General features: G+C 32.6%; 26 protein-coding genes. 18 read left to right on the forward strand and 8 right to left on the reverse strand.

Annotated features, from left to right (window positions below; translation table 11 throughout):
- The first annotated feature begins 36 nt into the window (after positions 1–36).
- The 10 genes from ACU4C5_RS05600 (at position 37) to ACU4C5_RS05645 (ending at position 10,342) form a co-directional block, all read left to right on the forward strand.
- Positions 37–528: a F0F1 ATP synthase subunit B gene (locus tag ACU4C5_RS05600; protein ID WP_446846073.1), complete on the forward strand. Its 492-nt coding sequence runs from the start codon at positions 37–39 to the stop codon at positions 526–528.
- 7 nt (positions 529–535) lie between these two features.
- The gene (atpH, locus tag ACU4C5_RS05605) at positions 536–1,072 is read left to right on the forward strand and encodes an ATP synthase F1 subunit delta (RefSeq protein ID WP_446846074.1); all 537 of its coding nucleotides are present in this window, start codon (positions 536–538) and stop codon (positions 1,070–1,072) included.
- 57 nt (positions 1,073–1,129) lie between these two features.
- Positions 1,130–2,710 (forward strand): F0F1 ATP synthase subunit alpha, encoded by a 1,581-nt coding sequence (atpA, locus tag ACU4C5_RS05610; protein ID WP_446846075.1) that lies wholly within the window; start codon positions 1,130–1,132, stop codon positions 2,708–2,710.
- Between the two features lie 101 nt (positions 2,711–2,811).
- Positions 2,812–3,669, forward strand: coding sequence for an ATP synthase F1 subunit gamma (gene atpG, locus ACU4C5_RS05615; RefSeq protein ID WP_446846076.1), 858 nt, complete (start codon positions 2,812–2,814; stop codon positions 3,667–3,669).
- A gap of 196 nt (positions 3,670–3,865) precedes the next feature.
- Positions 3,866–5,329, forward strand: a complete 1,464-nt coding sequence (locus ACU4C5_RS05620; RefSeq protein ID WP_446846077.1) for a lipopolysaccharide biosynthesis protein — start codon at positions 3,866–3,868, stop codon at positions 5,327–5,329.
- Positions 5,330–5,357: 28 nt separating this feature from the next.
- Positions 5,358–5,792, forward strand: a complete 435-nt coding sequence (dut, locus tag ACU4C5_RS05625; RefSeq protein WP_446846078.1) for a dUTP diphosphatase — start codon at positions 5,358–5,360, stop codon at positions 5,790–5,792.
- 120 nt (positions 5,793–5,912) lie between these two features.
- Positions 5,913–6,932, forward strand: a complete 1,020-nt coding sequence (locus ACU4C5_RS05630) for a sugar phosphate nucleotidyltransferase (protein WP_446846432.1) — start codon at positions 5,913–5,915, stop codon at positions 6,930–6,932.
- A 39-nt stretch (positions 6,933–6,971) separates the two neighbouring features.
- On the forward strand, positions 6,972–8,333 hold the full coding sequence (locus tag ACU4C5_RS05635) for a tetratricopeptide repeat protein (protein WP_446846079.1): 1,362 nt from the start codon (positions 6,972–6,974) through the stop codon (positions 8,331–8,333).
- A 9-nt stretch (positions 8,334–8,342) separates the two neighbouring features.
- On the forward strand, positions 8,343–9,113 hold the full coding sequence (gene lolB1 / locus ACU4C5_RS05640) for a lipoprotein insertase outer membrane protein LolB1 (RefSeq protein ID WP_446846080.1): 771 nt from the start codon (positions 8,343–8,345) through the stop codon (positions 9,111–9,113).
- A complete protein-coding gene (locus ACU4C5_RS05645; RefSeq protein ID WP_446846081.1) occupies positions 9,113–10,342 on the forward strand; it encodes a murein hydrolase activator EnvC family protein in 1,230 nt (409 codons plus the stop codon). The genes lolB1 and ACU4C5_RS05645 overlap by 1 nt, the downstream gene beginning before the upstream one ends.
- A gap of 133 nt (positions 10,343–10,475) precedes the next feature.
- On the opposite strand, the gene ACU4C5_RS05650 is transcribed toward ACU4C5_RS05645, so the two are convergent.
- The 3 genes from ACU4C5_RS05650 to ACU4C5_RS05660 all read right to left on the reverse strand — a co-directional run bounded on the left by ACU4C5_RS05650 (position 10,476) and on the right by ACU4C5_RS05660 (position 12,520).
- Complete coding sequence (locus tag ACU4C5_RS05650; protein WP_446846082.1) at positions 10,476–10,922, reverse strand: hypothetical protein; 447 nt, start codon at positions 10,920–10,922, stop codon at positions 10,476–10,478.
- 85 nt (positions 10,923–11,007) lie between these two features.
- The gene (locus ACU4C5_RS05655; protein WP_446846083.1) at positions 11,008–11,517 is read right to left on the reverse strand and encodes an acyl-CoA thioesterase; all 510 of its coding nucleotides are present in this window, start codon (positions 11,515–11,517) and stop codon (positions 11,008–11,010) included.
- Between the two features lie 61 nt (positions 11,518–11,578).
- Positions 11,579–12,520, reverse strand: a complete 942-nt coding sequence (locus tag ACU4C5_RS05660) for an HU domain-containing protein (RefSeq protein WP_446846084.1) — start codon at positions 12,518–12,520, stop codon at positions 11,579–11,581.
- A gap of 105 nt (positions 12,521–12,625) precedes the next feature.
- On the opposite strand from ACU4C5_RS05660, the gene dprA reads away from it, so the two are divergent.
- Entirely contained in the window at positions 12,626–13,729 is a 1,104-nt protein-coding gene (gene dprA / locus ACU4C5_RS05665) for a DNA-processing protein DprA (protein WP_446846085.1), read from the forward strand.
- A 70-nt stretch (positions 13,730–13,799) separates the two neighbouring features.
- On the opposite strand, the gene trpS is transcribed toward dprA, so the two are convergent.
- A complete protein-coding gene (trpS, locus tag ACU4C5_RS05670) occupies positions 13,800–14,768 on the reverse strand; it encodes a tryptophan--tRNA ligase (RefSeq protein WP_446846086.1) in 969 nt (322 codons plus the stop codon).
- 76 nt (positions 14,769–14,844) lie between these two features.
- Between trpS and ACU4C5_RS05675 the strand changes: the two genes are divergently transcribed.
- The gene (locus ACU4C5_RS05675) at positions 14,845–15,585 is read left to right on the forward strand and encodes a lysophospholipid acyltransferase family protein (protein WP_446846087.1); all 741 of its coding nucleotides are present in this window, start codon (positions 14,845–14,847) and stop codon (positions 15,583–15,585) included.
- 76 nt (positions 15,586–15,661) lie between these two features.
- On the opposite strand, the gene ACU4C5_RS05680 is transcribed toward ACU4C5_RS05675, so the two are convergent.
- From ACU4C5_RS05680 to recA, 4 genes are all read right to left on the reverse strand, one after another.
- The gene (locus ACU4C5_RS05680) at positions 15,662–17,257 is read right to left on the reverse strand and encodes a hypothetical protein (RefSeq protein ID WP_446846088.1); all 1,596 of its coding nucleotides are present in this window, start codon (positions 17,255–17,257) and stop codon (positions 15,662–15,664) included.
- On the reverse strand, positions 17,258–17,800 hold the full coding sequence (locus ACU4C5_RS05685; protein ID WP_446846089.1) for an RNA polymerase sigma factor: 543 nt from the start codon (positions 17,798–17,800) through the stop codon (positions 17,258–17,260).
- 17 nt (positions 17,801–17,817) lie between these two features.
- Complete coding sequence (locus ACU4C5_RS05690) at positions 17,818–18,231, reverse strand: hypothetical protein (RefSeq protein ID WP_446846090.1); 414 nt, start codon at positions 18,229–18,231, stop codon at positions 17,818–17,820.
- A gap of 128 nt (positions 18,232–18,359) precedes the next feature.
- Entirely contained in the window at positions 18,360–19,370 is a 1,011-nt protein-coding gene (gene recA, locus ACU4C5_RS05695) for a recombinase RecA (RefSeq protein WP_446846091.1), read from the reverse strand.
- Positions 19,371–19,751: 381 nt separating this feature from the next.
- On the opposite strand from recA, the gene trhO reads away from it, so the two are divergent.
- From trhO to ACU4C5_RS05725, 6 genes are all read left to right on the forward strand, one after another.
- Positions 19,752–20,822 (forward strand): oxygen-dependent tRNA uridine(34) hydroxylase TrhO, encoded by a 1,071-nt coding sequence (trhO, locus tag ACU4C5_RS05700; RefSeq protein WP_446846092.1) that lies wholly within the window; start codon positions 19,752–19,754, stop codon positions 20,820–20,822.
- A 330-nt stretch (positions 20,823–21,152) separates the two neighbouring features.
- Entirely contained in the window at positions 21,153–22,331 is a 1,179-nt protein-coding gene (locus tag ACU4C5_RS05705) for a PSP1 domain-containing protein (RefSeq protein WP_446846093.1), read from the forward strand.
- Positions 22,318–22,818: a gliding motility lipoprotein GldH gene (locus ACU4C5_RS05710; RefSeq protein ID WP_446846094.1), complete on the forward strand. Its 501-nt coding sequence runs from the start codon at positions 22,318–22,320 to the stop codon at positions 22,816–22,818. The genes ACU4C5_RS05705 and ACU4C5_RS05710 overlap by 14 nt, the downstream gene beginning before the upstream one ends.
- Before the next feature lie 2 nt (positions 22,819–22,820).
- Positions 22,821–25,154, forward strand: coding sequence for a penicillin-binding protein 1A (locus ACU4C5_RS05715; protein WP_446846095.1), 2,334 nt, complete (start codon positions 22,821–22,823; stop codon positions 25,152–25,154).
- Between the two features lie 267 nt (positions 25,155–25,421).
- Positions 25,422–26,123, forward strand: a complete 702-nt coding sequence (locus tag ACU4C5_RS05720) for a CoA transferase subunit A (RefSeq protein WP_446846096.1) — start codon at positions 25,422–25,424, stop codon at positions 26,121–26,123.
- Positions 26,124–26,125: 2 nt separating this feature from the next.
- On the forward strand, positions 26,126–26,779 hold the full coding sequence (locus ACU4C5_RS05725; protein ID WP_446846097.1) for a 3-oxoacid CoA-transferase subunit B: 654 nt from the start codon (positions 26,126–26,128) through the stop codon (positions 26,777–26,779).
- Positions 26,780–26,982: the final 203 nt, after the last annotated feature.

The raw sequence follows: 26,982 nt of genomic DNA on the forward strand, positions 1-26,982 counted from the left end.
AAATTAAAAAAACACTAAACAAATTAATATAAAGATATGAACTTTACTGCACCAGAGAGTTTAATTTTTTGGACTACAATAATTTTTATTGTATTCTTTTTCTTATTAAAAAAGTTTGCTTGGAAACCTATTTTAGGAGCCGTTAAAAGCAGAGAAGAGTCTATAAACAACGCGTTAGCATCGGCAGAAAATGCCAAAAAGGAAATGCAAAACCTTACTGCTGATAACGAAAGACTTTTAAAAGAAGCAAGAGCAGAGCGTGAAGCTATGCTTAAAGATGCTCGTGATATGAAAGATAACATGATTGCAACTGCAAAAGAGGAAGCTCAAGCACAAGCAAGCACAATGATCTCTCAAGCACAAGCTGCAATTGAAGGTGAAAAGAAAGCTGCTATGGCTGAACTTAAAAACCACGTTGCTGGTTTATCTTTAGAAATTGCACAAAAAGTAGTTGGTGAAGAATTATCTGATACAGACAAGCAAATGAAATTGGTTGAGTCTATGTTAGGTGAAGCAAAATTAAACTAAGAATATAATGTCAGGAACAAGAGCAGCAATCCGTTACGCAAAAGCATTACTAAGCTTAGCATCAGATCAAAATACAGCAGAAGTTGTAAATAATGATATGAAGCTAATCGCTAATACTATTGCAGAAAGCAAAGATTTAAATGCGATGCTTCAAAGTCCTGTAGTAACATCTACTGTTAAAAAAGCTGTATTATTAGATGTGTTTAAAAACACAAATAAACTTACAGGTAATTTAATAGATACCTTAATTACTAACAAAAGAATTTCACTTATAGGAAATACAGCTTCAAAATATAACGAGCTGTACGACGAGTTAAGAGGAACAGAAGTAGCAACAGTTACTTCGGCAGTTTCATTAACCGACGATCTTAAAGCAAAAGTGTTAGTTAAGGTTAAAGAACTTACAGGGAAAGATGTTGAAGTTAAAAACATTGTTGATGAAACTATCTTAGGAGGATTCATTTTACGTGTTGGAGATATTCAATATGATGCAAGTGTTGCAAGCAAATTAAACAAGTTAAAAAGAGAATTTACATTAAATTAAAAAGAGTTATACAAGATGGAAACATCAGTATAGCATCTAATATCTAATATAATAAAGATGGCAGAAGTAAAACCAGCTGAAATATCAGCAATCTTAAAACAACAACTTTCAGGTTTTGAAGCAGGCGCTTCATTAGACGAAGTAGGAACAGTATTAACTGTTGGTGATGGTATTGTACGTGCTTACGGACTTTCTAACGCTCAATACGGAGAATTAGTTGAATTTGAAGGAGGATTAGAAGGAATCGTACTTAACCTTGAAGAAGATAACGTTGGTATCGTATTACTAGGTGCTTCACAAGGTATTAAAGAAGGCTCTACAGTTAAACGTACAAATCGTATCGCATCTATTAATGTAGGTGAAGGTATAGTTGGTCGTGTGGTTGACACTTTAGGAAATCCAATTGATGGTAAAGGTCCTATCTCAGGAAAAACTTACGAAATGCCTTTAGAGCGTAAAGCTCCAGGTGTTATCTATAGAGAACCTGTAACTGAACCATTACAAACAGGAATTAAAGCAATTGATGCAATGATTCCAGTGGGTAGAGGTCAACGTGAGTTGGTTATTGGTGACCGTCAAACAGGTAAAACTACCGTTTGTATTGATGCTATCTTAAATCAAAAAGAATTTTACGATGCAGGGAAACCTGTATATTGTATATATGTTGCTGTAGGTCAAAAGGCTTCTACAGTAGCTTTAATTGCTAAAACATTAGAAGAAAAAGGCGCTTTAGCTTATACTACTATCGTTGCAGCTAACGCATCTGATCCAGCAGCAATGCAAGTATATGCACCTATGACAGGAGCATCTATTGGAGAATATTTTAGAGATACTGGTAGACCAGCATTAATTGTTTTTGATGATTTATCAAAACAAGCCGTAGCTTACCGTGAGGTATCTTTATTATTACGTCGTCCACCGGGACGTGAGGCGTATCCTGGAGATGTATTTTACCTTCACTCTCGTTTATTAGAGCGTTCAGCAAAAATTATCAATAATGATGCTATTGCTAAAGAAATGAATGACCTTCCAGATTCTATTAAAGGAATCGTAAAAGGTGGTGGTTCTTTAACAGCATTACCAATTATTGAAACTCAAGCAGGAGATGTTTCGGCATATATCCCAACAAACGTGATTTCAATTACAGATGGGCAAATTTTCTTAGATGGAGATTTATTTAACTCTGGTGTTCGTCCAGCAATTAACGTAGGTATTTCTGTATCTCGTGTTGGTGGTAACGCACAAATTAAATCAATGAAAAAAGTATCTGGTACTTTAAAATTAGATCAAGCACAATTCCGTGAGTTAGAAGCTTTCGCTAAGTTTGGTTCAGATTTAGATGCTGTTACTTTAAATGTAATTAATAAAGGTAAACGTAACGTTGAGATCTTAAAACAAGCTCAAAACGATCCTTTTACTGTTGAAGATCAAGTTGCTATTATTTATGCAGGATCTAAAAACTTATTAAAAGCAGTTCCTGTTGAAAAAGTAAAAGAATTTGAAAGAGATTTCATCGAGTTCTTAAATGCTAAGCATAGAGATACTTTAGATACTTTAAAAGCAGGTAAATTAACTGATGAAGTTACAGATACATTAACATCTGTTGCTAAAGAATTATCAGCTAAATATCAAGCATAAAAATTATAAATTTAGAGTTGTGAGTTACTCATAACTCTAAATTTAAAATATAAATTAATGTCACTCTTTGCATAATCAAAGAGGCTTTATCAAAATAAAGAATGGCGAATCTTAAAGAAATACGTAACAGAATTACATCAGTATCTTCAACGATGCAAATTACCAGTGCCATGAAAATGGTATCGGCAGCTAAGTTGAAAAAAGCTCAAGATGCAATTACTGCAATGCGTCCTTATTCAGATAAATTAACTGAACTTTTACAAAGTTTAAGTGCAACTTTAGATGAAAATTCAGGAAGCAAATATTCTGAACAACGTGAGGTTAAAAAAGTACTTATTGTAGCAATTACTTCTAACAGAGGATTATGTGGTGCTTTTAATTCAAACATCATTAAAGCGGTTAATAGGTTAACTACTTCATACCCTAACCAAGACGTATCTTATATTGCTGTTGGTAAAAAAGCTGCCGATGCATTTAAGAAAACAAACAATGTTATCGCTAACAGAAGTGATATTTTTGATGATTTAACTTTTGATAATGTTGCTGCTTTAGCAGAATTATTAATGGAAAAATTTGTTGCTGGTGAATTTGATAAAATCGAAATTGTATACAACAAGTTTAAAAATGCAGCGACGCAAGAAGTAATGACTGAACAGTTTTTACCAATTGTACCTGTTGAATTAGATGAAAATGTAAACCTTGATTATATTTTTGAACCTTCAAAATTAGAAATCGTTGAACAATTAATCCCTAAGTCTTTAAAAACTCAGTTATATAAAGGAATTAGAGATTCATTTGCTTCTGAACACGGTGCGCGTATGACTGCAATGCATAAAGCAACAGACAACGCAACTGAGTTAAGAGATCAATTGAAATTAACTTACAATAAAGCGCGTCAAGCAGCTATTACTAATGAAATCCTTGAGATTGTTGGTGGAGCCGAAGCTTTAAATAACTAAATTTTGTTTCAGTGTAAACTGAAAATATACATATACAAAAAAACCCAACTTTATAAGTTGGGTTTTTTTTATGCTTTCTATTTTACTCTTAAAAAGCTATTCAACCACACCCTTTTTAGGCTTTTAAAAACCAATAAATAATCGCATTGTATTTCCTCGTTTAAAATAGTACCTTTATCCAAGCAAAAAACGACTCTTGAGCGCATTCAAAAATCTATTTAAACAAACATTCATTTACGGTTTAGCAACTGTATTACCAAGAATGTTAAGTTTTTTACTCGTCCCTCTTTATACTTCAGATGGTGTTTTATCATCAGTTGCCGAATACGGTAAAGTATCTGTTATCTTTTCATATTTCGTATTATTTAACGTGATACTAGCTTATGGGATGGAAACCGCTTTTTTTAGGTTTTTTAATGCCGAAAACAACAAAGAAAAAGTTGTAGGGACTTCTACAATTTCATTAATTATTTCCTCATTAGGGTTTTTTACATTCGCTTTAATCTTTCAGAATCAAATAGCGAATTTTATAGATATTGATGTCAAATACATCAACCTTGTTATCTGGATTTTACTTTTAGATGCGCTTGTAATTATCCCTTTTGCTTGGTTACGTGCCACACAAAGACCCATGCGTTATGCCATTATAAAAATAACAAATGTGGCCATTAATTTAGGTCTTAATTTGTTTTTCCTTTTAGCACTGGCAGATTTATCTTACTATAGCGACGTATTTGGAAGTATTTGTAAAGATAACTTTGAGATTAGCTACATCTTTATAGCAAACTTGGTTTCGAGTGCTGTAACGCTCTTATTAGTTCTTGGTTTTTATACTAAAATCAAATATAAATTTAATGTTCAACTCTGGAAGAAAATGTTTCGTTACGCATTTCCTGTACTTATTGCAGGTGTTGCATTTTCAATTAATGAAACTTTCGATCGTATTTTATTAGATAGATTATTACCAGAAGATATTGCAGCTACCGAAATTGGTATGTACTCGGCCTGTTATAAACTAGCACTTTTTATGACGCTTTTTGCTACTGCGTATCGTTTAGGTATTGAACCATTCTTTTTTAGTCATGCAAAAACTGAAAATCCACAGAAAAATTATGCTAAAATCTTAGAGTTTTTCGTAGCTACCGGATCTGTAATATTACTATCAGTAGTGGTATTTGCCGATGTTTTAAAACCTTATATTGTAAGAAGTGAAGCCTATTGGGAAGCCATGTGGGTAGTTCCTATTATATTAATTGCTAATTTTTGTTTGGGGATTTATCATAACCTTTCGGTGTGGTACAAAATTACCGACCGTACAAAGTATGGCGCCTATATTTCAATATTTGGAGCCTTAATTACTTTAGCTATTAATTTAATCTTTATAAAAACATTCAGTTATAAAGCTTCAGCAATTGCAACACTTGTAGCTTATGCGGTAATGATGATTTTATCATATTTCTACGGAAGAAAATACTACCCAATTCCTTATAATTTAAAGAAAATAGGAAGCTATTTATTACTATCTATAGGATTATCACTGTTATCATTTTATCAATTTAGAGAAAACTATGCCTTTGGAATACCAATGTTAATTGTATTTTTGGGTGTTGTATATGTCTTTGAAAAAGATGATATTAAAAACGCTTTAAAAAGGAAATAGCCTTTTTATAATTTTGAAACAAAATCTAATGCAAATAAAAATAATAAATAAATCTAGCCACCAATTACCTCACTACGAAACCATAGCCTCGGCAGGTTTAGATTTACGTGCAAATATTACAGCTCCAATTACCTTAAAATCTTTAGAAAGAACCATTGTAAAAACAGGTTTATTTATTGAGTTACCAATAGGATTTGAAGCACAAGTAAGACCAAGAAGCGGACTTGCAGCAAAAAAAGGCGTTACTGTTTTAAATGCTCCAGGAACTATTGATGCCGATTATAGAGGTGAAATTGGTGTGATTTTAGTCAATTTATCATCAGATGATTTTGTGATTGAAAACGGTGAGCGTATTGCACAATTAATCATAGCAAAACATGAACGTGCCGAATGGTTAGAAGTTGAAACACTTTCGGAAACCGATAGAGGTGAAGGTGGTTTTGGAAGCACTGGCGTAAAATAATTCCTGCGTAGACAGGAATCTTTTGAAGTGCTAATTAGTCCATATCACAAAGCTAGCGCGTATATTTAATAGCAGAAATAAAGTTTAACAATTAAAATCCCCGCTTTGGCGGATCATTATATGAAAATAATCGTACCAATGGCAGGACGTGGTTCACGTCTTCGTCCACATAGTTTAACCGTACCAAAACCATTAATTCCAGTTGCAGGACAACCTATTGTACATCGTTTGGTAAAAGATATTGTAAAAGTTTTAAACCAACCTATTGATGAAATCGCCTTTGTTTTAGGAGATCCAGCATGGTTTGGTGACGATGTGGTATCAAGTTTAAAAGCACTTGCTGAAAGCCTTGGTGCTAAAGCATCTATTTACCGCCAAGATCAACCTTTAGGAACCGGACACGCTATTATGAGCGCTAAAGATTCTTTAACCGGTCCTGCGGTTATTGCTTATGCAGATACTTTAATTAGAGCAGATTTTAATTTAGATCCAGAAGCAGATGCTGTAATTTGGACTAAAAAAGTAGAAAATCCTCAAGCTTTTGGAGTGGTAAAACTAAACGAGAAACAAGAAATTGTTGAACTTGTTGAAAAACCAGAAACATTTGTATCTAACCAAGCCGTAATTGGAATATACTACTTTAAAGATGTAAGCGTTTTAAAAGGGAAGCTACAAGAAGTTTTAGATGAAAATATTATGAACGGTGGCGAGTACCAAATTAACGATGGTATAAAACGCATGATGGCCGATGGAAAAATATTTAAAACAGGAACCGTTGATGAGTGGATGGATTGTGGAAACAAACCTGTTACTGTTGAAACTAACGGACGTATGTTAGGATTTTTGGCAGCTGATGGCGAAGAACAATTAATTTCAGATTCTGTAAAGAATACAAATTCTACCATTATTGAACCTTGTTTTATTGGAGAAAATGTGGTGTTGAACAATTCAACTGTTGGTCCAAATGTATCTATCGGAAATAATACTGTTTTAGAAAACGTAACAATAAAAAACAGCTTAATTCAAACCAATTCTATCATAAAAAACGCCACTTTAGAAGAAGCGATGATTGGAAATCATGTAAAATACGATGGTAAATTTACACGTATTAGTATTGGTGATTATTCAGTTTTGGAATAACTTTTGAAGGGTAACTTTTCTATATATAGAAATTCAATAATGACAAAAAAAATCTACATCCTGTGTTTGCTTTTCGGTTTATACCTTATGCCGCAGCATACTTATGCGCAAGTAGATTTTAATAAGCGTCCTACCGATGATTTGGGAAATGTTGAAGACCGTTTTCAGGAGTTGTTTTTTGAAGCCCTAAAACAAAAGGGTATTGAAAATTACCAACGTGCGGTTGATGCGCTTCAAGAATGTCTAAAATTAGACGATTCAGAGTCTGTGTTGTATTTTGAATTAGGAAAGAACTATAATAAACTCAAAAATTTTGGAGCTGCTGAAGAAGCCTTAAAAACAGCCATTTCAAAAACACCCGATAACGAGTGGTATTTAGATGAGCTTTACGATGTGTATATTCAGCAAGATAATGTAGATCAAGCGGTAAAAACTATCAAGCAATTGGTGAAATATCATCCCGATTATAAAGATGATTTAGTAGGTTTATATATTAAAGCCGAAAAGTTTAATAATGCTTTAGATTTATTAGATGAGCTGGACGCTGAATTAGGTAAAAGTGCAGATAGAGATTATATGCGCAACGAGATTTACAATATTACAGGTGATGATAAAGAGCGTATAGATTATATTGAAAACCAAATTAAACAACACCCAGAAAACGAGAGTAATTATCTTAAATTAGTATATCGCTACAGTGAAATAGGGGAGACTAAAAAAGCGTTTTCAAGTGCGAAAAAACTTTTAGAAGTTCATCCAGAATCGCAATTGGTGCATTTGGCGTTATATAAATTCTATTTGAATGCTAATGATACCGAAAATGCTATAAAATCAATGAAAACCGTAGTCACTAGTACTACAATTGAACCTGAAGCGAAACTAAAAGTGTTTAATGATTTTGTGAAATTTGTTAGCGCACATCCTGAATATGAGGCTGATTTAGTTGATGTAACTACTTTAGTTGATAATGATAAAAGCGAAAAAACCTTGGTTGAACTTGCGGCTTATTATTTAAAATCTGGCGACAAACAAAAAGCATTATCTTATTACGAAGAAGCGTTAAAGCAAGATCCTAATAGTTATAACTTAACTAAGGATGTGTTATTATTGCAAGTTGAAGTAAATCGTAATAAAGAAGCTGTTGTTTTAAGTAAAAGTGCGTTAGATTTGTATCCGGCGCAACCTATTTTTTACTTGATAAATGGTGTGGCAAATAATAAATTAAAAGCTTCTAAAAAAGCAATAGAAAGCCTAGAAACAGGATTGGATTACATTATTGATGATCCTAAAATGGAATCTGATTTTTACACCCAATTAAGTGTGGCGTATCAATTAGCTAATAATATAACTAAATCTAATGCGTTTGCTAAAAAGGCTGAAGTACTTAATAAAGCTGAATAATAACACGGTATGAAAAAACATTTCTTTGTAGTATTAATATTGATTTCTGTGATGTTTGGTTGTAAATCTGCCAAAAGCATTAGTACAAACGGTGCGCTTGATAATACACTAACCGCAAATCAATTAATTAGAGAAAACTCTAAAAATGAAGTGCGTTTTAAAACCCTTCAAGCGAAGGTTAAAATAAATTTTCAGCAAGGAGATCATTCTCAAGGTCATTCGGTAACTTTAAGAATTGAAAAAGATAAAACCATTTGGATTAGTGCTACATTAGGACTTGTACGTGCTAAAATTACACCAGATAATGTGAAATTTTACACCAAATTAAGTAATGAATATTTTGATGGTGATTATGCGTTATTGAGTGATTTATTAGGTGTAGAACTTAATTACGAAAAACTAGAAAACTTATTATTAGGGGAGGCTATTTTCAAACTTAAAAAAGGAGATTATACTACTGATATTCATGAGCAATCTTATGCGTTAGCACCTAAAAATAAAGATGCAGCTTTAGAGTTGTTTTATTTATTGAATCCTTCACATTTTAAAATAGATTCTCAGCAATTATATCAACCAGATTCTCAACGTTTACTTCAGGTAGATTATAAAGCGTATCAAGAAGCTAATCGCCAAATTGTACCAAAAGAGATTCATATTAAAGCGCTTGAGCGTGATAGTGAGACTACAATAGATTTACAATATAAATCGGTATCGCTAAATGAAGATGTACGTTTTCCGTTTAAAATTCCTTCAGGATATAAAGAAATTCAATTAAAATAATGCGTTATAAATTTTCACATATTGCCTTAATTATCTGTGTCCTTTTAGGAAGCATTTCTGGATTTTCACAAAGTGATAAACAAAAAAAGCTAGAAGCCGACAGACAGCGTTATTTAAAGGAGATTCAGCAAATAAATACGCTGTTATTCACTAATAAGAAGAAAGAAAAATCTGTAATTACAACTGTTGAAGACCTTAATTACAAAGTAAGCGTTCGCCGAAATCTAATTAAAGTAACCAATGATCAGGCCAATTTATTAACGCGTGAGATAAGTAGCAACCAAAAAGAGATTTCAAGCCTTAGAGATCAGTTAAAACAGCTTAAAGAAGATTATGCCGCTATGGTTGTGAAATCTTATAAAAGTAAATCTGATCAAAGTAGAATAATGTTTCTGCTATCTTCTGAAAATTTTAAACAAGCCTATAAACGTTTGCAATATATTAAGCAATATGCAGACTATCAAAAGGAGCAAGGTGAAGCTATAAAGCTTAAAACTGAAAAATTACAAGTATTAAATACCACATTAGTACAACAAAAGGTAGACAAGCAAAAGTTGGTTGAAGAAAACCGAAAAGCCAAACAACGTTTAGAAATTGAAGTTAAAGAACACGAAACATTAATGGCGTCTATTAGACAAAACATGACCCAATATGTATCGCAAATAAAAACAAAAAAGCAGGAAATTGATAAAATTGATAAAGAAATTGATCGCTTAATTAAAGCGGCAATTGCGGCATCAAAGAAAAAAGCAGGAAAAACAACGACTAAAAGCACTTCAAAAGGGTTTGCTTTAACACCTGCAGAAAAAGCTTTATCTTCAAGTTTTGCTTCTAATAGAGGAAAATTACCTTGGCCTGTTGAACGTGGTGTGATTAAAGTGCGTTTTGGAATGCAACCACACCCTATTGATAAAAGTTTGACGTTTAATAGTAAAGGAATTAGAATTTCTACCTCAGAAAATGCACCAGTAAGAGCAGTCTTTGATGGCGAAGTTATTGCGGTGATTACCTCTAAAAAAGGAAATCCTACGGTACTTATTCAGCATGGTGAATATTTAACAGCCTATTCTAATCTTGGGAAAATTAATGTTTCAAAAGGGGATAAGGTGACTACAAAACAAGTTATTGGTGAAGTGTTTACCGATAGCTCTACGAACGAATCTACTTTGGTGTTTAGAGTCTTAAAAGAAACTACAAATCAAAATCCTGAGTATTGGATTTCTAGGTAATTAATGTGTAAAGTAATCAATAACAGATTTGCCAATTGCAATTACAACAACAATTACTAATATAACGAGAATAGCAATTGATTGAAATTTGTAGTGGGTTGATATGGTATCCCAAAATGAGTTTTTTTTCATTTTAAATGTTTTTTAATTCATTTTTTATTTTAATAAACTCTTCTTCAGCGGGATTTTTATTAGCTATTGATTTAATTACGATATAATTACTATTGTTAGATTGAGCGATAATGTCATAAAAAAGTTTGTCGTTTTGTTGTAGCTCAATGTCCTTAATTTCAGAAATTTTAATGCGCTTATTTATTTTAACAAAGCCAAAAGGAACACAGTGAATTCCTTTTATAAGGGCCTGTTTTTTAATAGCAACTATACGAGATGTATTTAATGCGTTTAAGATAAAATAAGAGATCAATGCTAATAAAATAGAGGGGATTAATTCTAAGAAATTCTTTCCGCTAAACTCTAGTAAACTGAAATTATCTAGGCTTGAAAAACTACCAATACCAATTCCAATAAAGATGAATATGAAAATAGGGTGAATTAGTTCTGTTTTATTTAAGACTTTCATCTGATACTTTCAATTCTTAATATAAATATGAGTTATAATAATCCTGTTCTTACAAGGTTTCTGTATGTAATATTACCCAATTATTTTACGAAAACAAAGCTTTAAGCTCTGTAGCGTCGTTAGGTTTCATTTTTCCGGCAAGGACTAAACTTAATTGCTTACGGCGTAAAGCGGCTTCAAAACGTTCAATTTCTTGTTCGGTTTCTGGTTTTAATTCAGGAACTCGAATAGGTCTTCCTGTTTCATCAACAGCAACAAAAGTGTAAATCGCTTCGTTTGCTTTAGCACGTTCACCAGATTCTCTATCTTCTACCCAAACATCCAAAAACACTTCCATTGAGCTTTTAAAAGATCTAGATACTTTGGCTTCAACAGTCACTACACTTCCTAAAGGAACCGCTCTGTTAAATGCCACGTGATTTACTGATGCTGTTACAACAATACGTCTGCTGTGACGTCTAGCAGCAATACTAGCAGCTCTATCCATACGCGCTAATAGTTCACCTCCAAATAAGTTATTTAGTGGGTTCGTTTCGCTTGGTAAGACCAAATCGGTCATTACTGTTTTAGATTGAGATGGGGTTTTTGCTTGCATAGTCATTTTTTTTAATGAAATGCAAAGGTATACTGAATTTAAAAACTAAAGAAAGGAAATACTAGTTTATTGCTTTTACCAATAACCAAGCATCAGGATTATGCGCCGTTTTAATGTTTTTTAAAGCGTTTAAAGCTTCAATTCTATCAGAATAACTGGCATATACCACTTCGTGAAGTCCGTATTTGTTAACCCCAATTTTATGAGCTTTATAACCTAAGTCTTTTAACTGTGATACTTTTTTATCCGAATTTTCTTCAACTCTAAAAGCACCAGCAATAATATGATACTGTCCTATTTTTTTAGCGACTGTTAAAGTTGCTGCCGGAATAGGATTATTAATTACAAAAGTAGCCTCTTGTACTTTAGCATCTAATTGCTCATTAGCAGCTTCTTGTGCTAATTTATTTTCAGTTTCAATTTGTCCTGTATAATAATTTGATGCCGTAAAACCACCTGCTACTGTTAATGCTACTAATGCAATTGCAGCATATTTAAGGTAAGACCTGTTGTTACGTTTTTCTGGAGTAATTGTAATAGGCGTAGTGGCCTCAATAGCTTCTACTTCTTTTTTGTAAACTTCTCTAGTTACATTTGAAGACGTAAATTGAGATAATCCAAAAGCATCTGCTAAATAATTAACATGATGTGACGGATCAAAAACAATTTTGCTTTCAGCATTTAAAGTTAGTTCACCAATATTATTAAAAGCTAAAGTTTCACCTTCAACCAAATACGATTTTATAGCACGTACGTGTTTTGCTAATTTTTGAGTCGCTGCTTCGTAAGGGATTTTTTCAACATCAGCAATATAGCTTGCAAGCAAACCATCGTTTTGTTGAAGTTGTTCGTTAAATGACACCACTTTTTTAGGTGGATAAAATGCGTTTGTACTTTCGTGTACTTTTGCCGATACTCGGTTAGTTAAAAATGCACCAAATTCAGGAATGACAACGCAGTCATAACGGTATAATAAATCGCTTATGTAAGTCTCTAATTGCATAAAAACAAAGTTAAAAAAAAATAATTGCGAATAAATAAATCGGATAACTTTTTATTAACATCTTAAAAATCGCTTACTTGTAGTTTTAAAATCAGCACGTTACCTATGGATAAGAATCAATTATTATACGCTTTAGCCTTGCAACATGTACCTAAAATAGGTGATGTTACAGCCAAAAAACTGATAAATCACTGTGGTTCTGCCGAGGCAGTTTTAAAAGAAAAGAGAGTTAATCTGCTTAAAATTGATGGCATTGGGAGTCTTACAATTAGTGAATTGTTTAATACTAGGCATTTAGCTGCTGCCGAAAAAGAGCTTATTTTTATTGAAGAAAACAACGTAACGCCATTAATTTTTACTGATGCTGATTATCCAGAACGCTTAAAACATTGTATAGATGGACCTTTGGTATTGTTTCAATCTGGAAATATTAATTTAAAAAAACAGCGTATAATTAGTATTGTGGGCTCTCGAAAAATAACAAGTTCGGGCGTTGCATTCTGTGAGAAATTGGTAGAAGATTTAGCCATTTTTAATCCTGTTATTATTTCGGGTTTTGCCTACGGAACAGATATTACCGCACAAAAATCAGCCATGAAACATAAGCTGCAAACTATTGGTTGTTTGGCTCATGGTCTCGATCAAATTTATCCGGCATCACATAAAAAGTATGTTGCAGATGTAGAGAAACATGGTGGTTTTTTTACCGATTTTTGGAGTAATGATGTTTTTGATCGTAATAATTTTTTAAAACGAAACCGCATTATCGCAGGAGTTAGTGAAGCCACAATTGTAATTGAAAGTGCCGAAAAAGGTGGCAGTTTAGTTACCGCAGATATTGCAAATTCATATAACAGAGATGTTTTTGCAGTTCCTGGTCGCATTACAGATAAACTAAGTGTGGGTTGTAATAATTTAATAAAACAACATAGAGCACAATTATTATCAACGCCTTTAGATGTGCCTTATATTTTAAATTGGTCTTTAGATAATAATCAAAAACCAGCAGTACAAAAACAGTTATTTGTTGAGCTTAACGCCGAAGAAAAAATTATTTATAATTACCTAAAAGAGAATGATAAGCAAGTGCTAGATATTATTGCATTGCATTGTAAAATGCCTATTTATAAAATAGCAAGTATGTTACTTAATATGGAATTAAAAGGTGTTATTCGCCCTTTACCAGGGAAATTATTTGAGGTGATTTAAAAACTAAAAAAAACCTGCTTAATAATATAACTAAGCAGGTTTTAAATAAAATATAAGTTGAAAGGTGTTATTAATATCCAACCTTTTCTCTCACACGATTTATTACCGCGTTAGCAACTACTTTTGCTTTTTCAGCACCAATTGCTAAAGCCGCATCAAGCTCGTTAAGATTATTCATATAATGATGGTAGCGTTCACGTTGTGTGGCAAATTTTTCAACAATTAGTTCAAAAAGTGCTTGTTTTGCGTGTCCGTAACCATAGTTTCCATTTTCATAATTAGCTTTCATTTCAGCTATTTGTGCTTCAGAAGCTAACAGGCTAAAAATTGAAAAACAGTTACAAGTTGCCCAATCTTTAGGTTCTTCAAGTGGCGTACTATCTGTTTCAATACGCATTACTTGTTTGCGTAATTTTTTATCATCAAGAAAAATATTGATAAAGTTATTTCTACTTTTACTCATCTTTTCACCATCTGTTCCAGGAACAAGTTTAGTGTTTTCTTGATTTTTTCCTTCAGGTAATACAAAAGTTTCACCCATTTTAGTATGAAATCTCGACGCAACATCACGTGTCATTTCAAGATGTTGTTGTTGGTCTTTCCCTACCGGAACCAACTCAGCATCATAAGCTAAAATATCGGCAGCCATAAGCATTGGGTACATAAATAACCCTGCATTTACATCATCTAAACGATCTGCTTTATCTTTATATCCATGAGCAAGTTGTAGTCTTTTAACCGGAAAAAAGCAATCTAAATACCACGCCAATTCAGTCACTTGTGGAATATCACTCTGACGATAAAAAACGGTAGTATCTAAATCTAAACCAAAAGCAAGCCAAGTCGCAGCAACAGAATAAGTGTTATGTCTTAGCGTTTCTGCATCTTTAATTTGAGTTAAGGTATGCATGTTTGCTATAAACAAAAATGATTCTGTATTAGGAGTATTTGCCATTTCAATAGCTGGTAATATTGCGCCTAAAATGTTTCCTAAATGTGGGGTTCCTGTACTTTGTACACCTGTAAGTATTCTTGCCATAATTTTTAATTAAATAATGCTACAAAGGTACTTTTTTTAAGACAATACCTCAATTAATTTAAGTAGTTTTGAGGCAATGAAGCCGTTTAAATATTTATTAACTACACTATATCGTATTTGGTTCTACATCTTAGTAGCAATCCCTATACTGGTATTATTCCCTTTTCTTATAATTTCAATATTAAAAGAAACCTGGTATCCTTACTTTTTTAAGATTGCACGATTGTGGGCTAAATTTATTTTAATAGGCATGGGGTTTTGTTATAAAATTGAACGCGAGCAAATTCCAGATCGCTCAAAAAGCTACATGTTTATTGCTAATCATACCTCAATGGCAGATATTATGCTAATGTTGGTAACGGTTAAAAATCCGTTTGTATTTGTAGGGAAAGCTGAATTAGCAAAAATCCCACTGTTTGGCTTCTTTTATAAACGTACCAGTATTTTGGTAGATAGGAATGACCCAAAAAGTAGACAAGCCGTTTTTTTAAGAGCTCAAAGACGATTAAAACAAGGCATGAGTATTTGTATTTTTCCTGAAGGTGGCGTTCCCGATGAAAGTGTAATGCTCGATGAGTTTAAAGGTGGTGCATTCAGAATGGCAATTAATCATCAAATACCAATTGTACCTATAACTTTTGCAGATAATAAAAAACGATTTTCTTATACTTTTTTTAGCGGAAGTCCCGGGAGAATGAGAGCAAAAGTACATGCTTTTATTTCTACCAAAGGTTTAGCTACAACAGATACTAAAACGTTAAGTGATACGTCTAGAATGGTTATTGAGCAGCAACTTTTAGAATTTAGTAAAACTTAAAAAGCTGCTCTTGGCACAGAGCAGCTTTAAGCAATTATTGCAACCAACAATAATTAAACTAACCAACTAAAAATTTTTAAAACTTGTAACTCAACCCAGAATAAACCCCTATAAAATACGGTTGAAATTCGCCAGAGGTATTACTAAACGTCTCTATTTGATACTTAAATTGTGGCTCTAGGTTGATATTTAATTTATTTGAAAGCTTATAATTAACACCAAAACCAATGTTGGCACTATAGCTTATATCGTTCATATTTGTTGCTTCACCAATACGCGTTCTGCTAGTATTTGTTACCGAATAAATTTCATTTTTATTCACAAAAAATGTACTAAATCCTCCAATAACATTAACGCCAAATTTGTTACTTATAAGCGCATATTCAATCTCAAGAGGGATTTCAATAAACCCAAATTGCTGATTAATACTGTTTTTATTAAGGCTATTTATTGACTCTGGAGAACTCAAATTGTTAAAAATTTGTGCACTCATTATTGAGTTTTCAGAAGCACTTTCATTAAATTTTATGTTTCCAACCCTTGAGTTTCCTTGATTAATTTCAGCTTTTTTATAAGTAATTACATTGTTAGTTGTATAACTCAAGTCAACCTTATGCACACCAAGTCTTACTTTTATTTTATTATTAACCGCATAACTTCCGTTAAGTCCATAACTCATAGTAACGTCGCTGTTTTTTGAGTTATTTACAAACTGATCATCTAACGACGAACCTTTGCCTAACGAATTAAAATACACCGGAGCCACAGTTGGTGCAATACTCCAACGGCTAAGTTTTTGAGTGTTTTCTATAGTTTTTTCAATAGAATCGTTTTCTTTTATAGCATCTTCAATGGTTTTTGTTTCAGCTACAGATTTTGTGATTGTTTCGGGGGTTTCTATATTATTTTTATCTTCTTCGGAAGCGCTTTTAGCCACAGTTACTGTGCTTTTGTTATGTTCCGGAAGGTTTTTAAGATTGTTTTGCGTTTCTTTTTTACGATTTTCAATTGCCGAAAGTGTATTTAAACTTGACAACTTATTTGTTTCAGAAGGTGATTTTGTAGCTGTTTTTTGAGTGTTAGAAACATTAGTATTAGAAGTTTTTTGGATCTGTTTATCTTCTAAACTATTTTTAAGATTTGTTGTTGCTACCGTATTTTTAGATTTCGTTTTTGTAGTTACAACTGTATTTGTTGGTCTGTGAGCTGTATTTGATTTCTTTTTCACTCCCGAATTTTCGCTATTCAATACTTCAGAATCATCTTTTAAATTATTAGCGGTATCAGTAATTGTCGTGTTTTTTGATGTCGTATTAGTTATTTTATCAGCAGCTTCATTATCAGAAATAATTGTGGTATCTGTAGTTGTATCTATCGCTTTAGTGTTGTTTTTAATTGTTTTGCTATTGTTTTCTTCCGAAGAAGAATTTACTAAAGGTGTGGTGTTTTCGGGAGTTTCTAAATTCGTATAACTAACTATTCCAACGGTAAATAAAAGCACCAAAAGAGCTGCAATACCACCAATTTTCCACCATATAGCAAAAACTCTGCGTTTACGTTTTTCGCCGTGTAGCGAAGTGTTTATCTGTTCCCAAACGGCAGGATCGGGAGTAGCTTCAAAATTCTTGAATTTCTCCTGAAAAAGACGATCTATATTTTTTTTATCACTCATTTATAAAATTTGTGAGTTTGAGTTGGCTTTATATTGTTCTATTTTATTTTTCAAAATTAATCTTGCACGTGCTAAATTAGATTTTGTGGTTCCTGTTGAAATTTTTAATAATTCGGCAACTTCTTTATGTGAGTAGCCGTCCAAAACATACAGGTTAAATACCAAACGGTAACGGTCTGGTAATTGCTGAATAATTTCTAATAAATAATCTAAACTCACTGCATCTTCATCAATATCAACGGTAACATCTTCAATTTGATCTTCGTTTATAATATCAAAAACACCAACGCTTCTGTAACATTGTAATGCGGTGTTTACTGTGATACGTTTTATCCAACCTTCAAAAGACCCTTTTCCTTTATACTGCGAAATTTTTTTAAAAATGGTTACAAAAGCATCCTGTAAATTATCTTGAGCTTCGGCATAACTACGTGAATACTTCAAGCAAATTGAAAATAATGTACTCGAGTAGAGTTTATATATTTCGCTTTGTGCTTGCGCATCATTTTTTTTACAACGCTTTATGAGTTGTTCTAAACTCAATGATTAAGGGGTTTTAATTATTCCACAACTGGTACTTCTACTATATAATATATATCATTTCCGTTTTCATCTTCACCTTGCCAAAATCTAAACACATAATTATCGTAGCTATTGGCTTTAAAATTAAAAGATACATCAACAAGTTCATTAAGATCTTGTTGGCAATCTTGGTTCGTATAAACGGTATTTATAATGGCAATATTTGCCTGATTTTGATTAGGTTGGTAATAGATGTTATTAAATACGTGACATCCTGTAGGTCTTATATAGCTTAGGTTTATTTCGTAAGTTTCTCCATGAACAAATTGTTCTGGCATATCTACACTTTCTATAGGTAAAAAGTCGTAATTATAGCTATCATTACTATCGTCACTAACGCTACAAGAGGTGAGAGACATTATTAGTAAGCATAAAACTAAAAACTGTTTCATATTTTATTTTTTTGTTAGGGAAGTATCCTTTTTCTAAAGGGTAGATGCAACAGGTTGAAAAAGGTTGCGTATAAAACTAAAAAAAATCCCGTTTTAGGCGGGATTTTTTTATTTGGTATATATTTTTTTTAAGATTGAGTAGCTTCTTTTGCTATGACTCTTACTTTTTGCTCAAGCTCATCCATAAGTTCTGGATTATCTTTTATTAGGGCTTTTACAGCATCTCTACCTTGTCCTAATTTTGTGTCACCATAGCTAAACCATGAGCCACTTTTCTTAACAATTTCGCTTTCAACAGCAATATCAAGAATTTCTCCAACTTTAGATATTCCTTCACCATACATGATGTCAAACTCTGCCGTTTTAAATGGTGGTGCAACTTTGTTTTTTACTACTTTTACTCTTGTTTTATTACCCGCTACGTTTCCGTCTGTTTCTTTAATTTGAGTAGATCTTCTAATATCTAATCTTACCGAAGCATAAAATTTTAAGGCATTACCACCAGTTGTTGTCTCTGGGTTACCAAACATTACACCAATTTTTTCACGTAATTGGTTAATGAAAATCATTGTACAATTAGTTTTGCTTATTGATCCTGTAAGTTTTCTAAGTGCTTGAGACATTAAACGAGCATGTAATCCCATTTTAGAATCTCCCATTTCTCCTTCAATTTCACTTTTTGGAGTTAATGCAGCAACCGAGTCAATTACAACAATATCAATAGCACCAGAACGTACTAAGTTATCTGCAATTTCTAAAGCTTGTTCTCCATTATCAGGTTGAGAAATAATAAGGTTTTCTAAATCTACTCCTAATTTTTCAGCATAAAAACGGTCAAAAGCATGCTCAGCATCAATAAAAGCTGCAATTCCACCAGCTTTTTGGGCTTCGGCAATAGCATGTAATGTTAATGTTGTTTTACCAGAAGATTCTGGTCCATAAATTTCTATAACTCTTCCACGTGGGTAACCTCCTACACCTAATGCGATATCTAATCCTAAAGATCCTGAAGAAATAGCTTCAACATCTACAATAGCTCGATCGCTCATTTTCATTACCGTTCCTTTTCCGTATGCCTTATCTAGCTTATCTAAAGTCAACTTTAGAGCTTTTAGTTTTGCTTCTTTTTCACTACTCATCTATTCCGTCTTTTTCAAAGTTTATTTACTGCTAAAATACGATAACTTTTCAACTTTCTCAATCTTATAACGCAACCTTTTTATAGTTTTTACGTCTACTTAATGAAAAAGGGAAAATCTATAGCTATGAAATTCTTTAGAAAAATTATTTTAAATGGAACACTGGGCATTTCAGTTACTGTGAGTTTAAACAGTAATTGTAAAGCCGAAGGAGGATAACTCGTGTAAAATTTTGAGATTTAGATTTAAATTAAAAAATTAGTAATAACGAGTTAGTCCTCAAAAAAGCACCTTGGTCACACTAAGGTGCTTTTTTTGTACTGTAATTGTTAAAAAATATTACCTTTGCACTTTAATTTTTAACCTTAAAACCAGTATAGCATGCAACTGTACAACAACTTAAGCGCTAAGGAAAGAGCGGAGCTTATAGAAAAAGCGGGTAAAGACCGTTTAACAATTTCTTTCTACAAATACGCAAAAATTGCGAATACCGAAACCTTTAGAAATACAATGTTTATTGCTTGGAATGAGCTAGACGTTTTAGGCCGAATTTATATCGCCGAAGAAGGAATTAATGCTCAATTATCTGTTCCTGCAGATAACTTTAATGCATTTAAAAATCATTTAGATACCATTTCGTTTTTAGAAAATGTGCGATTAAATATTGCGATTGAGCATGATAATTTTGCGTTTTTAAAGCTGAAAGTAAAAGTGCGCGACAAAATTGTTGCCGACGGATTAAATGATGAAACATTTGATGTTACCAATAAAGGAGAACATGTTGATGCTTTAAAATTCAACGAACTTATTGAAGATCCAAACGTTGTTTTGGTGGATATGAGAAATCACTACGAAAGTGAAATTGGACATTTTAAAAATGCCATTACGCCAGATGTAGATACGTTTAGAGAATCTTTAGATATTATTGAAGAAGATTTAAAAGCGTATAAAGAAGATAAAAAACTGGTGATGTACTGTACCGGTGGAATTCGTTGTGAAAAAGCAAGTGCTTACTATAAACACAAAGGATTTAAAAACGTTTTTCAACTTGATGGTGGAATTATAAACTATGTAAGACAGATTGAAGAAAAAGGACTTGAAAACAAATTTGTAGGTAAGAATTTTGTGTTTGATGAACGTCGCTCAGAACGTATTAGTGATGATGTAATTGCACACTGTCACCAATGTGGAAACCCAGCAGATATGCATACTAATTGTGCTAACGAAGCGTGCCATTTATTATTCATTCAATGTGATGCATGTAAAGAGAAGATGGAAAACTGTTGCTCAACAAACTGTATGGATATTACTCGTTTGTCTTTTGAAGAACAAAAAGCACTACGTAAAGGCCAAGGAAATAGTAATGATATCTTTAAAAAAGGACGTGCAGATCACTTACCTTATAAAAAAGATTTACGTAATATTTTTGAATCTTTCCAAAAGCAATCATAATATAAATAAACACTTTAAAAGTGTATCAATATTAAATTATTAAAGGCGCTATGAAAATTCATAACGCCTTTTTTTTGTCTTGATATTTAAAAATGAATTAGAGGTTTTTCTGCTAAAAAAACCATTTTAAACTGGTACTATTTTTTTTTGATTTCGAAATAAAAACAACACAATTTATTGCCTTAATTAAGAGTTATATGTGTTTGTTTATAATAGTATTTTATCAACGCCAATAAGCTTAATAAATAATATTATCTTTACGTTTTATAAAAAACAATTATTAATCTGCATTTGTGAGCTTAAAGGCTTTCAAATTATATATAAATATTTATGAGTTGTAACAGTTGCTCAACTGGAAAAGACGGACAACCAAAAGGATGTAAAAGCAATGGAACTTGTGGTACAGATAGCTGTAACAAGTTAACTGTTTTTGATTGGTTGGCTAATATGTCGCTTCCTCAAGGTGAAGCCCCGTTTATAGGTGTTGAAGTTCGTTTTAAAAACGGAAGGAAACAATACTACAAAAATACCGAAAATTTAACATTAAGCATTGGAGATGTTGTAGCTACACAAGCTGCATCTGGTCATGATATAGGAATGGTTACGCTTACCGGTGAACTGGTAAGAATTCAAATGAAGCGTAAAAAAGTAAATATTAATAACGAAGAAGACGTTATGAAAATTTACCGAAAAGCCAACCAAAAAGACATTGATATTTGGTCGGCAGCAAGAGACAAAGAAGAACCTATGAAGGTGAAAGCACGTCAATTTGCTATCGATTTAAAATTGAAAATGAAAATTTCTGATATTGAGTATCAGGGAGATGCGAGTAAAGCTACTTTTTACTATACTGCTGAAGAGCGTGTAGATTTTAGAGAGCTTATTAAATTATTTGCAAAAGAGTTTAGAACTCGAATTGAAATGAAACAAGTAGGGTTTAGGCAAGAAGCTGCTCGTCTTGGAGGAATTGGATCTTGTGGTAGAGAATTATGCTGCTCAACATGGCTTACAGATTTTAGATCGGTAAGTACATCGGCGGCACGTTACCAACAATTATCTTTAAATCCATTAAAACTTGCAGGACAATGTGGGAAACTAAAATGTTGTTTAAACTATGAGTTAGACGCGTATTTAGATGCTTTAAAAGCATTCCCAAAAACAGATGTAAAATTATTCACCGAAAAAGGGACTGCTGTTTGTCAGAAAACCGACATTTTTAAAGGTCACATGTGGTATGCTTATGAAGGTGATTGGATGAACTGGCATAAATTGACGACTACACAAGCCAACGAAATTATTGCAGTAAACAAGAAAAAACAAAAAGTTGCAAGTCTTGAAATTTACGCATCAGAGTTGATGGAAGAAGCAACTGTAGAGTTTGAAAATGTTGTTGGTCAAGATAGTTTAACACGTTTTGATAGTCCAAAACCTAAAAACAAACGTAAAACTAATAGAGCAAAACAAAAACGTAAGCCTAGACCACAAAATAATAAAAATGCTAAAAAATAACTATTGGATTGCACTTGTAATTAGTGTACTACTTTTTTCGTGTGATTCAAAGGCGGTTTTTGATGAGTATCAATCGGTTCCAAATCATTGGAATAAAGATGATATTATGTCTTTTAAAGTCACACCTCCAGATTCTACAAATACATATAATTTATTTGTGAATTTAAGAAACACAAGCGCTTATAAATATAGCAACTTATATCTTATTGTGTGGTTAAATTATCCTAACGGAAAAGTGGAAAAAGATACTTTAGAGTATGAAATGACAGCACCTAATGGCGAATTTTTAGGGACTGGTTTTTCAGATGTAAAAGAAAATAAATTTTGGTATAAAGGTTATGATGCACCATTTGTATTTAATGAAGATGGCGAGTATACGATAACTATTCAACAAGCTATGAGACAAAATGGTATGGTTGATGGTATAAAAGACCTTGAAGGAATTACAGATATTGGATTTAGAATAGAAAATTCAAAAAAGAATTAATTATGGCTAAAAAAGCAGCAGCTAAAAAGACAGAAGTACAAGATTTTTCGAAATATGTGCGTTGGTTTTGGATCACATTTTTAGGAGGATTTATAGCACTCATTATGGTGTTTCTATTAACATCAATGTTTAGCGATTTACCTGATCACACGGTATTAGAAAACCCTAAAACCCATTTGGCAACTGAGATTATTTCTTCTGATGGAAAAACTTTAGGTAAATTTTACTTAAATGATAACAGAACTCCAATTGGTTACGAAGAGTTACCAAAACAGTTGGTAGATGCTTTGATTTCTACTGAAGATGCACGTTATCATGAACATTCTGGGATTGATGCTCGCGGAACTTTAAGAGCTATTTTTAAACTTGGTAAAGGAGGAGGAGCAAGTACAATTTCTCAACAATTAGCCAAACAATTATTTCATGGAGAAGGTTCAAAAAATACAGGAGCACGTATACTTCAAAAAGTAAAAGAATGGATTATTGCTATCCGTTTAGAACGTCAATATACCAAAGAAGAAATTATTGCCATGTATTTTAATATCTATGATTTTGGTAATAATGCTGATGGAATTAGAAGTGCATCAAGAATATATTTTGGTAAAGAACCTCTAGATTTAGATTTAAAAGAGTCTGCAATGTTAGTGGGAATGTTTAAAAATTCGTCATTATATAATCCAAGACCTCACCGTAATCCTGTTGGAACAAGAAACCGTCGTAATGTGGTATTAAGCCAAATGGAAAAATATGATTTTATTACAGAAACGGTAAAAGATTCACTACAAAAAACAGAACTAGATTTAAATTATTCGCCAGAATCTCACCGTGAAGGAATTGCCACCTATTTTAGAGCTTATTTAGATAAGTTTATGAAAGATTGGATTAATGAGAATCCACAAGCAGATGGTGAAAAATATAACCTATATAACGATGGTTTAAAAATATACACCTCTATTGATTCTCGTATGCAACAATATGCAGAAGATGCTGTAAATGCACATATGCCAAGGTTACAAGCAGAATTTGATAATCAAAATACACCAGATAGAAATCCAACAGCACCATTTTTAGGGTTGAAAAAATCTGAAGTTGAAGGTTTATTAAATCGTTCAATGAAACAATCTGAACGTTGGAGACACCTAAAAAAAGATCTTAAAAAAACAGATGAAGAAATTATAGCCTCTTTTAATAAGCCTACTGAAATGAGTATTTTCTCATGGAAAGGTGAAATAGATACCATAATGAAACCTTTAGATTCTATGCGTTACTATAAATCATTTCTTCATACCGGAATGATGTCTATGGATCCACAAACAGGATTAGTAAAAGCGTGGGTTGGAGGGATTAACTACAGACATTTTCAATACGATCACGTAAAACAAGGAAAACGTCAAGTTGGATCTACATTTAAACCATTTGTATACGCTACTGCAATTGATCAATTACATTTATCACCTTGCGATACCTTACCAAATACACAAATTACTATTGAAGCAGGGAAATTTGGAAATCCAGAACCTTGGACAGCTAGAAATTCTGATGGAAAATACGGAGGATTTAAAACACTTAAAAATGCTTTAGCCAATTCAACAAATACAATTACAGCGCGATTAATGGATAAAGTTGGTCCGCAACCAGTAATTAATATGGCGAAGAATTTAGGTATTGAAGAAGATATTTTACCCGTACCAGCAATTGCTCTTGGTACACCAGATTTAAGTGTTTATGAAATGGTTGCAGCCTATTCAACTTTTGCTAATAAAGGCGTGTACAATAAACCAGTAATGGTAACACGTATTGAAGATAAAAATGGAACCGTATTATATCAATTTGCACCAGAATCAAAAGATGTATTAAGTGAAGAGGTTGCTTATGTTACTGTAAACTTAATGGAAGGTGTAACGCAACATGGATCTGGAGCTCGTTTAAGAAGAACTTGGAATCCAGGAACAGGTATTTACAAAGAAATAATGACAGGCTATCCTTATGCTTTTACAAATGCTATTGCCGGAAAAACAGGAACCACACAAAATCAAAGTGATGGTTGGTTTATGGGAATGGTACCAAACCTTGTAACAGGTGTTTGGGTTGGAGCAGAAGATAGAGCAGCTCACTTTAGATCAATTACATACGGTCAAGGAGCTTCAATGGCATTACCTATTTGGGGTAGTTATATGAAAAGCTGTTATACTGATGAGGATTTAGATATTTCGATAGCTAATTTTGAAAAGCCAAAAGATCTTTCTATCGCTGTAGATTGTGATAATTATGATCCAGATGAAGGTTTTGAAACACAAACTATTGATGACGAATTAGATGATGTTATTGATTTTTAATTCTGAAATAAAAAAACAAGACGTATTTATGATACTTTTATAAAAAATCCTGCTCCAAAAAAGCAGGATTTTTTGTGCCTTTACTATTCATATGCTACAATTCTTTTTATAGAGATTTTAATTGATTTCTCAAAATAAGCCCTTTAAAATGCTATTTATAAGGACATCTTATTATTGGAGTGCATTATTTGTAATATGTGAGATAGAAAGCATTCTTTATGTCTTTAAAATTTTGTAAATTTCCACTACAAATAAAACACATTAAAAATGATTAATAAAAAAGTAGCAAATGTTGATGAAGCTCTAAAAGGGGTTTCAGATAACATGACCTTTATGCTTGGTGGTTTTGGGCTTTGTGGAATTCCGGAAAATGCCATTTCAAAATTAGTAGCACTTAACGCTAAGGATCTTACCTGTATTTCAAATAATGCTGGTGTAGATGATTTTGGTTTGGGTTTACTACTTCAAAAGCATCAAATAAAAAAAATGGTATCGTCTTATGTTGGCGAAAATGATGAGTTTGAACGCCAGATGTTAAGCGGTGAACTAGATGTAGAGTTAATTCCTCAAGGAACACTTGCTGAACGTTGTAGAGCTGCACAATCAGGATTTCCTGCGTTTTATACTCCAGCAGGTTACGGTACTGAAGTAGCAGAAGGAAAAGAAACGCGCGAATTTAATGGTAAAATGTATGTGTTAGAACAAGCTTTTGATGCTGATTTTGCATTTGTAAAAGCTTGGAAAGGTGATACTGCAGGAAATTTAATATTTAAAGGAACGGCTAGAAACTTTAATCCTGTAATGTGTGGTGCAGCAACTATAACGGTTGCTGAAGTTGAAGAATTAGTACCAGCAGGAACTTTAGATCCTAATGAAATTCATATCCCAGGAATATTTGTACAACGCATTTTTCAAGGTGAAGCTTATGAAAAACGAATTGAGCAACGAACAGTAAGACAAAGAGATTAGTTATGTTAGACAAAATAGGAATAGCAAAACGTATTGCTAAAGAAGTAAAAGATGGCTATTACGTTAATTTAGGTATAGGTATCCCAACACTTGTAGCAAATTACGTAAGAGAAGATATAGAAGTAGAGTTTCAAAGTGAAAATGGAGTTTTAGGTATGGGACCTTTTCCTTTTGATGGTGATGAAGATGCAGATATTATTAATGCAGGAAAACAAACCATTACCACATTACCAGGTGCCAGTTTTTTTGATTCGGCATTAAGTTTTTCAATGATTAGAGGTCAGCATGTTGATTTAACCATTTTAGGAGCTATGGAAGTTGCCGAAAACGGTGATATTGCCAACTGGAAAATTCCAGGACGTATGGTAAAAGGTATGGGTGGCGCAATGGATTTGGTAGCAAGTGCCGAAAATATTATTGTTGCCATGATGCATACCAATAAAGCAGGACAATCTAAACTATTAAAACAATGTTCGCTTCCGCTTACAGGCGTAGGATGTGTAAAAAAGATTGTGACTAATCTTGCTGTTTTAGAAGTTACTCCAAAAGGCTTTAAATTATTAGAACGCGCTCCGGGAGTTTCAGTTGAAGATGTTATAAAAGCAACTGAAGGTACCTTAATTGTTGAAGGTGATATATCCGAAATGACTATATAACAGTATTTTGTAGAAATATAAATGTTTTAAAAACAGCTGTAATGGCTGTTTTTTTATGCAAAAATGTAAGTTTATTAGTGAGTTGTGTTAAAATAACACGTATTTCATCGAATAAAATAGCTTTTAAACTGATTTAATGAAATAAAAAACACATATTTGTCAAACAAAGTTGAAAGATAATTCCCCTCAATAATCCTTAACTT

The organism is Lacinutrix undariae (genome assembly GCF_052934785.1).

What these genes read in the sequence shown, in the direction of transcription:
- ACU4C5_RS05635 (WP_446846079.1), top strand. Translation starts at nt 6,972, where the DNA reads ATGACAAAAAAAATCTACATCCTGTGTTTGCTTTTCGGTTTATACCTT.
- trhO (WP_446846092.1), top strand. Translation starts at nt 19,752, where the DNA reads ATGCAACTGTACAACAACTTAAGCGCTAAGGAAAGAGCGGAGCTTATA.
- lolB1 (WP_446846080.1), top strand. Translation starts at nt 8,343, where the DNA reads ATGAAAAAACATTTCTTTGTAGTATTAATATTGATTTCTGTGATGTTT.
- recA (WP_446846091.1), bottom strand. Translation starts at nt 19,370, where the DNA reads ATGAGTAGTGAAAAAGAAGCAAAACTAAAAGCTCTAAAGTTGACTTTA.
- ACU4C5_RS05720 (WP_446846096.1), top strand. Translation starts at nt 25,422, where the DNA reads ATGATTAATAAAAAAGTAGCAAATGTTGATGAAGCTCTAAAAGGGGTT.
- ACU4C5_RS05710 (WP_446846094.1), top strand. Translation starts at nt 22,318, where the DNA reads ATGCTAAAAAATAACTATTGGATTGCACTTGTAATTAGTGTACTACTT.
- ACU4C5_RS05655 (WP_446846083.1), bottom strand. Translation starts at nt 11,517, where the DNA reads ATGCAAGCAAAAACCCCATCTCAATCTAAAACAGTAATGACCGATTTG.
- ACU4C5_RS05690 (WP_446846090.1), bottom strand. Translation starts at nt 18,231, where the DNA reads ATGAAACAGTTTTTAGTTTTATGCTTACTAATAATGTCTCTCACCTCT.
- atpA (WP_446846075.1), top strand. Translation starts at nt 1,130, where the DNA reads ATGGCAGAAGTAAAACCAGCTGAAATATCAGCAATCTTAAAACAACAA.
- ACU4C5_RS05725 (WP_446846097.1), top strand. Translation starts at nt 26,126, where the DNA reads ATGTTAGACAAAATAGGAATAGCAAAACGTATTGCTAAAGAAGTAAAA.
- ACU4C5_RS05650 (WP_446846082.1), bottom strand. Translation starts at nt 10,922, where the DNA reads ATGAAAGTCTTAAATAAAACAGAACTAATTCACCCTATTTTCATATTC.
- ACU4C5_RS05675 (WP_446846087.1), top strand. Translation starts at nt 14,845, where the DNA reads ATGAAGCCGTTTAAATATTTATTAACTACACTATATCGTATTTGGTTC.
- atpG (WP_446846076.1), top strand. Translation starts at nt 2,812, where the DNA reads ATGGCGAATCTTAAAGAAATACGTAACAGAATTACATCAGTATCTTCA.
- ACU4C5_RS05645 (WP_446846081.1), top strand. Translation starts at nt 9,113, where the DNA reads ATGCGTTATAAATTTTCACATATTGCCTTAATTATCTGTGTCCTTTTA.
- ACU4C5_RS05715 (WP_446846095.1), top strand. Translation starts at nt 22,821, where the DNA reads ATGGCTAAAAAAGCAGCAGCTAAAAAGACAGAAGTACAAGATTTTTCG.
- ACU4C5_RS05600 (WP_446846073.1), top strand. Translation starts at nt 37, where the DNA reads ATGAACTTTACTGCACCAGAGAGTTTAATTTTTTGGACTACAATAATT.
- atpH (WP_446846074.1), top strand. Translation starts at nt 536, where the DNA reads ATGTCAGGAACAAGAGCAGCAATCCGTTACGCAAAAGCATTACTAAGC.
- dprA (WP_446846085.1), top strand. Translation starts at nt 12,626, where the DNA reads ATGGATAAGAATCAATTATTATACGCTTTAGCCTTGCAACATGTACCT.
- ACU4C5_RS05630 (WP_446846432.1), top strand. Translation starts at nt 5,913, where the DNA reads ATGAAAATAATCGTACCAATGGCAGGACGTGGTTCACGTCTTCGTCCA.
- ACU4C5_RS05705 (WP_446846093.1), top strand. Translation starts at nt 21,153, where the DNA reads ATGAGTTGTAACAGTTGCTCAACTGGAAAAGACGGACAACCAAAAGGA.
- dut (WP_446846078.1), top strand. Translation starts at nt 5,358, where the DNA reads ATGCAAATAAAAATAATAAATAAATCTAGCCACCAATTACCTCACTAC.
- ACU4C5_RS05680 (WP_446846088.1), bottom strand. Translation starts at nt 17,257, where the DNA reads ATGAGTGATAAAAAAAATATAGATCGTCTTTTTCAGGAGAAATTCAAG.
- trpS (WP_446846086.1), bottom strand. Translation starts at nt 14,768, where the DNA reads ATGGCAAGAATACTTACAGGTGTACAAAGTACAGGAACCCCACATTTA.
- ACU4C5_RS05660 (WP_446846084.1), bottom strand. Translation starts at nt 12,520, where the DNA reads ATGCAATTAGAGACTTACATAAGCGATTTATTATACCGTTATGACTGC.